General features: G+C 46.7%; 5 protein-coding genes. 2 read left to right on the top strand and 3 right to left on the bottom strand.

Annotated features, from left to right (window positions below; translation table 11 throughout):
• The first annotated feature begins 65 nt into the window (after positions 1–65).
• Positions 66–1,184, top strand: coding sequence for an aminotransferase class V-fold PLP-dependent enzyme (locus tag VIM72_RS23105; protein ID WP_332005184.1), 1,119 nt, complete (start codon positions 66–68; stop codon positions 1,182–1,184).
• Positions 1,185–1,392: 208 nt separating this feature from the next.
• Here VIM72_RS23105 and VIM72_RS23110 read toward each other — a convergent pair whose 3' ends face one another.
• Complete coding sequence (locus VIM72_RS23110; RefSeq protein ID WP_332005185.1) at positions 1,393–2,226, bottom strand: aldo/keto reductase; 834 nt, start codon at positions 2,224–2,226, stop codon at positions 1,393–1,395.
• Positions 2,227–2,833: 607 nt separating this feature from the next.
• Between VIM72_RS23110 and fusA the strand changes: the two genes are divergently transcribed.
• Complete coding sequence (gene fusA, locus VIM72_RS23115) at positions 2,834–4,909, top strand: elongation factor G (RefSeq protein ID WP_332005186.1); 2,076 nt, start codon at positions 2,834–2,836, stop codon at positions 4,907–4,909.
• A 58-nt stretch (positions 4,910–4,967) separates the two neighbouring features.
• On the opposite strand, the gene VIM72_RS23120 is transcribed toward fusA, so the two are convergent.
• Complete coding sequence (locus VIM72_RS23120) at positions 4,968–5,561, bottom strand: nuclear transport factor 2 family protein (RefSeq protein WP_332005187.1); 594 nt, start codon at positions 5,559–5,561, stop codon at positions 4,968–4,970.
• 67 nt (positions 5,562–5,628) lie between these two features.
• Positions 5,629–6,666, bottom strand: a complete 1,038-nt coding sequence (dusB, locus tag VIM72_RS23125; RefSeq protein ID WP_332005188.1) for a tRNA dihydrouridine synthase DusB — start codon at positions 6,664–6,666, stop codon at positions 5,629–5,631.
• Positions 6,667–6,902: the final 236 nt, after the last annotated feature.

A 6,902-nucleotide genomic window follows, 5' to 3' on the forward strand; every position in this document is an offset into this window, starting at 1 on the left:
TCGCACCGCGGTATCGCCACAATGGTTTATTTTGTTTATTATCGTGAAGAAAATAATAAAATAGTATGACTAATTGGGAAAAGATCAGGGCCGACTACCCGGTATGTAATAACAGTACTTATTTTTTCACCAATGGCGGCGGACCGGTAAGCACTTCCCTTGTACAAAAGGCAACCGCGCTCCTCACGGAGCTTAGCGAAAAAGGCCGTGGAGTAATGCCGGGCTGGGATCAGCAGGCCGATGAAGTAAGAGCGCTTATTGCCGGCATGATCCATGCAAAAGCCAGTGAAATTGCCTTCATCTCCAACACCTCCCAGGCGATGATCCTGCTGTATGATATGTTTCCCAAACAATACGAAATCATCACCATGCGTGATGAATTTCCCAGCAGCTTTGTAGGCTGGATGCATAGCGGGCACACCGTTCATTTTGTGGATAGCGATGAGCATAACGTGATTTCAATTGAAGACATTGCCGCCAAAATCACACCAGCTACCCGCATCCTGATCACCAGCCATGTGATGTTCAGAACAGGCTTCCGTCAGGACCTGAAAGCCATCGGTGAATTGTGCAAACAGCATCAGCTGATCCACATTGTAGATGCCACCCAATCATTTGGTGTAAATAATATTGATGTACAGGAGTGCAACATAGACATACTCATCTTCCATGCCTACAAATGGGCTGGCGCCGGCTACGGCGCAGGCGCCATGTATGTATCGCAGAAAATACTGGACCAGCATCCGTCACAAACAATGAGCTGGTATAATGTGGATTATGAAAAAAACGATTTCGACCTCGTACAGGACTATACAAAGTTCACTCCCAAAAAGGACGCTACGGTATTTGAAACCGGCACACCGCCGTTTATAAATATCCTTTTATTGGGAGAAGCGCTACGGTATATTCAACGTACAGGCGTTGGCGTTATTGAATCGTATGTTCTGGAACTTATTGCCTACCTGGGGCAACAGGCCGCTGCACACCGAATACGGTTGCTGTCGGCTTACCCGCAGGAACATCTTTCTGCTATTCAATTGCTGGAAATTACACCGGAGCAAAATGAAAAAGTGGTGAAGAATAATATCCGGGCAAGATATAAAAACAACAGGCTCACTGTAGCCCTTAACTGCTACAACAACAAAGCCGATATCGACAGGCTGTTCGCTGTGCTGGCGGGGTAGTGCGCCTTCGGCGCACGCGGATTTTGTCTGACTCAGGATTATGATGATTATACTGATTTGTTTGATTGGAACATTTCGGATTTTAATGGATTCGGGGAGATGTAAGCGAATAATTTGCTTATATCTCCCCGAATCCATTAAAATCTAAAAAATAAAATCAGGGTAATCAGTATAATCATCATAATCCTGAGTCAGACAAAATCTACACCTAGAAATTGAAATTATCCGGATCCGGGCCCACCCGTTCTCCGCGGTCGAGGGCATCTATTTGCTGTATATCTTCTTTGCTGATCTCAAAATTGAATAACTGTGCGTTGGAGATCACCCTGTCCCGGCGGATGCTTTTGGGAATGGTGACAACTCCTTTCTGCAGGTCCCATCTTAATACCAGCTGGGCTACCGATACTTTATATTTTTCCGCCAGTTCCTTCAGCAATGGCACTTCAAATGCCTTACCCTGCATCAGCGGGCTCCAGGCTTCGAACTGCACCTTGTTCTTTTTACAGAAATCCAGCAGGGAAGGTTGTACCAGGTAAGGATGAAATTCCAGCTGATCCACCATAGGTATTACTTTCGCGCTCTGGAACAGGTCTTCCAGCTGATGTTGCAGGAAATTGCTTACACCGATCGCTTTCACACGGCCGTCTGCATACAGCTTTTCCAATGCGCGCCAGGTTTCTTTATATTTGCCTTTCACCGGCCAGTGTATCAGGTAAAGATCCAGGTAATCTGTTTTCAGTTTTTTCAAAGAGGTATCAAATGCTTTCAGGGTGCTGTCGTAGCCCTGGTCGGCATTCCAAACCTTTGTGGTCAGAAAAATATCCTTACGGTCGGTTGCATTCTTTTCGATGGCGATACCTACTCCTTCTTCATTTCCATAAATAGCCGCAGTATCTATATGGCGGTAACCGGCGTCCAGTGCATAAGTTACGGAGTCGATCACTTCCTGTCCTTCTTTTGTTTTAAAAACACCTAACCCAAAATAAGGCATCTGTACACCATTCGATAATTGCACAGTACCGTTAATGTCTGTAATATTCATATAATCGAGGTTTATTTTACTGTTTGAAAGATAAACTTAATTTCTTCATCAGCTATCCGCCACTTGCAGATTTGCAGTTGCAAAGTTACGACGTAACAGATGGGGGGTATTAGTAAATATCACAGATATTTTTGTACAAATAAGAGAAAAAGGACCTGAAGATACTAACCCGGCAGTATTAGTTTTTTAATTAAAAACATCCTATCTTTGCGGAGCAATTTTAAAAGTATATGAACAACTATCTCACTTACCAGGCAGGCAATCATGCAGCAACCGTTATCAGAGCGGTAATTGCAAGTACCCGCATTGTCTTAATTCAAGACGGGGAGGCAGATCCATCCCGGATATGAGAGGTTAATATTTAACTCCTGAAATCTTTTCAAGGGCCTCTTCATCCGAAGAGGCCTTTTTATTTGCTTCCCCCACGCTCCCACAGATTTTTTAGCGAACAATAACATCATTATGAGCAGCAACAGGAAATTTATTATTAAAGCATCAATGTCATTTACACGGCTGGTCCGGTAATGCAGACTTCCTGTTGCGTAAAGCAAAGGCCGCTCATTACCAGGTGAGCGGCCTTTTTTAATTCCTTTTTAAATAAGAATATATGAAACGCTTAGCGGATTTTAGAAATATAGGTATCATGGCACATGTCGATGCAGGTAAAACAACGCTCACTGAACGCATGCTTTACTTCACCGGCTTTACACATAAGTTAGGTAATGTAGACGATGGTAACACCATAATGGACAGTGATCCGCAGGAAGAGAAAAGAGGTATCACCATTTCTTCCGCAGCTATCACCACCTACTGGAAACACCAGGATAACACCTGGCAGATCAACATCATTGATACGCCCGGCCACGTTGATTTCACCGCGGAAGTAGAACGCTCCCTGCGGGTGCTCGATGGCGCCGTAGCCGTATTCTGCGCCCGCTCCGGCGTACAGCCGCAGTCGGAAACAGTATGGCACCAGGCGGATCGCTATCGTATTCCCCGCATTGCGTTCATCAATAAAATGGACCGGCAGGGCGCCGATTTCCGGCGAGTGGTAAGCGACATACGCCAACGGCTAAACGCCAATGCATTGCCGGTACAATTACCCATCGGTGCGGAAGACGATTTCAGCGGTATAATAGACCTGGTTACCATGAAAGCGCTGGTATGGAACACTACCGACGGCAAAACATATGAAACACAGGAAATACCCGCCGCCTTACTGACTGAAGCACAGGAGGCGCGTAATTATCTGCTGGAAGAATTGTCGCTGCTGGATGAATCACTACTGGACAAATATGCCACTTCACCGGAAAGCATTCTTCCGCAGGATATTTACACCGCACTGCGCGGTGCCACCATCCGCATGGAAGCAGTTCCTGTACTGGCCGGCGCTGCCTATAAAAACAAAGGCATCCAGCCCCTGCTCGATGCAGTAGCCATCTACCTGCCTGCTCCTTCGGATATCGGCGATGTAAAAGCCGTAAACCCCGAAACAGATGCGGATATGGTGATCCCTGTCAGCGAAAACGCGCCACTGGCTGCACTCGCATTTAAGATCATCACCGACGACTACGTAGGCAGGTTAACGTTAGTACGTGTATATGCAGGCGTATTGCATAACGGCGATACCATATGGAACAGCCGCACCGGCCGTAAAGTAAGGATCAGCCGCCTGATGAGGATCATGTCTGATAAATATGAAACCGCGGACGCAATTGGCGCCGGCGACATCGGCGCGGTAGCGGGACTGAAAGATGTAAAAACAGGCGATTCCCTTTCTCATCCGGATCACCCGGTGCTGCTGGAACAAATCAGTTTCCCTGAACCGATGATCGGTTATGCGATTGAAGCCAGATCGGCGAAAGACAACGACAAACTTGGCGACGCCCTGAACAGGCTGCAGGAAGAGGATCCTACGCTTACAGTAACCGTTGATAACGCTACCGGACAAACGATCCTGAAAGGCATGGGCGAGCTTCACCTCGAAGTGGTGCTGGAAAAACTGGCCACACAATATCACCTGGACATCAACAAAGGACAGCCGCAGATTGCGTACAAGGAAATATTTACGCAGGCGGTTACCCATCGTGAGGTGTATAAAAAACAAAATGGCGGCTCCGGTAACTTTGCCGACATACAGTTTGAACTATCACCCGGCGATGAACAGGCAACAGGTTTGGAGTTTATCAACGAAATCAAAGGCGGTGCCATTCCAAAAGAATTCATCCCTTCGATCAGTAAAGGCTTCGAATCAGCCATGCACAACGGCGCACTGGCTGGTTACCCGGTGAAATCCATGCGGGTGAGATTACTGGATGGTTCCGTGCATAGCAACGACTCCCACGCACTGGATTTTGAGCATGCTGCCATCATTGGTTTCAAAAGCGTAGCCGCAAAAGCGGCGCCTCGTCTGCTGGAGCCCTGGATGAAGGTAACGGTTACTATGCCGGAAGAATTTACCGGCACTATCACCGGCGACCTGAACAGGCGGCGTGGTGTGATCAGGCATATAGAGATGGATGGGCCCGTGCAAACCATCACCGCTATGGTACCCTTATCAGAGCTATTCGGGTATATAACGGTGCTGCGCACACTCTCTTCCGGACGAGCGTCTGCTTCGCTGACATTCGACAGCTACCAGGCGGTTCCCGGTAACATCACCAGCAATGTGCTGGCTAAATAAAATGAAAATGGTGAAGGTTATATGCCTTCACCATTTTTTTATACGGTAAATCCTTTACCTATTTCAGTTCTTCATTCCCACTATGAACATCCTGGTAAAATTTCTTTACAAACCTGCTGTCGGGCAACGAATTTAATACAGCAATCAGCCATTTCCCCTCCTTCTTCACCACTTTTCCTTTGTAGTAACCAACAGACATCAGCTGGATCTGCCCGTCGGTAAGGTCCGTCCAGAGGTTACTGGCATACATGGTTACCCTCACGGTATCATTTGCGACCGGGTAGAATTGCATATTGGAAATGAGGTGCCTCGACAGGAAATGACTATTACGGGTGCTAAGTAAAAGCGAATCTATTTTGGCGGTCCAGTTCTGTTTTCCTCTCAGCTTCACACCATCAATTTCACCCCTGATGTTATCATCCATAAACTCTACGCACTTCGCCAGGTCGCCATTGTCGAAATGTTCACAAAAACCATAAATTACTTTTTCAATCTTTTGCTGGTCGCGATATTCCAGTTCATCAGGATCGGAAGCCGGTACAATGGCAGTGGTGCTGTCGCCTGCCGGTTTATTTTCCGGAGATGTGTGGCAGGCAAGGAAGCCTGTAATGCTAAGAACAAGCGCAGTGGCTATCGGGAAAAATCTGGACATTTGATAAATTTTGTGATATAACAAAACAAACGCATAAATAGTTTTACTATATCACAAAATCCGGACTTTATAACGGGCAGTTCTGGTGATAATCGATCAGTTCAATCGGGGTATTGGCCAGCTCAATGCCTTTGTAATAGGTTTCGATCTCATCCAGTACTGCTTCTACTTCTTCTACGGTTTTGAGAGTCACCAGCCGGGAGCGGAACTGCTTGATATCCGGTAAGCCTTTCAGGTAATTGGCATAGCAACCCCGCATTTCGTTGATCCCTTGTACAGGCCCTTTCCATTCCACAGACAGGCGCAGGTGTTTTTTGCTTACTGCAATACGCTCTTCCAGGGTGGGCCCAGCCATGATTTCGCCGGTATTCACATAATGTTTGATTTCCCGGAACAACCACGGGTAACCGATTACGGCGCGGCCAATCATGATACCGTCTACCCCATAACGGTTCTTATATTCCAGGGCTTTCTGCGGACTGTTGATATCCCCGTTGCCAAAAATAGGAATATGGATACGGGGGTTGTTCTTTACTTTGCCGATGAGGGTCCAGTCGGCCTCTCCTTTATACATCTGGCAGCGGGTACGGCCATGGATAGCGAGGGCTTTGATACCGACATCCTGTAACCGTTCTGCCACTTCTTCAATATTCTTTGAGTCGTCGTCCCAACCCAGCCTGGTTTTCACGGTAACAGGCAGTTTGGTGGCCTTTACACAGGCTTCCGTAAGCCGTACCATCAGGTCGAGGTCTTTTAGTACGCCGGCTCCGGCGCCCCTTCCAGCCACTTTCTTCACCGGGCAGCCAAAATTGATATCCAGCAGGTCGGGATTGGTCACATCTACGATCTTCGCCGCCATTGCCAGGCTGTCCTCATCTCCGCCGAAGATCTGTATTCCTACCGGGCGCTCATATTCAAAAATATCCAGTTTTTTCCGGCACTTAATGGCATCACGGATCAGTCCTTCACTGGAAATAAATTCCGTATACATGAGATCGGCGCCGGCATCTTTACATACCGCCCTGAAAGGAGGATCACTTACATCCTCCATAGGTGCCAGCAGCAAAGGAAAATCGGGAAGCGTTATGTTATCAATCTTTACCAAAATCTATAATTTTTCACAGCAGCCGCAAAGATAGCGAATTATCGCCTTCGGCGATACGCGGATTTTGTCTGACTCAGGATTATGATGATTTTAATGATTCTCCTGAGTTTTTGTTCTGTGTTTATTACAACAGAATGTTGTCTTTGAAGGATCACACTGATTTATTAAATATCTCCCTTAATTATTATAAAATCTTAAAAAATAAAATCAGACTAATCAGTATAATCAGCGTAATC

Source organism: Chitinophaga sp. (genome assembly GCF_036569185.1).
GTDB lineage: Bacteria > Bacteroidota > Bacteroidia > Chitinophagales > Chitinophagaceae > Chitinophaga.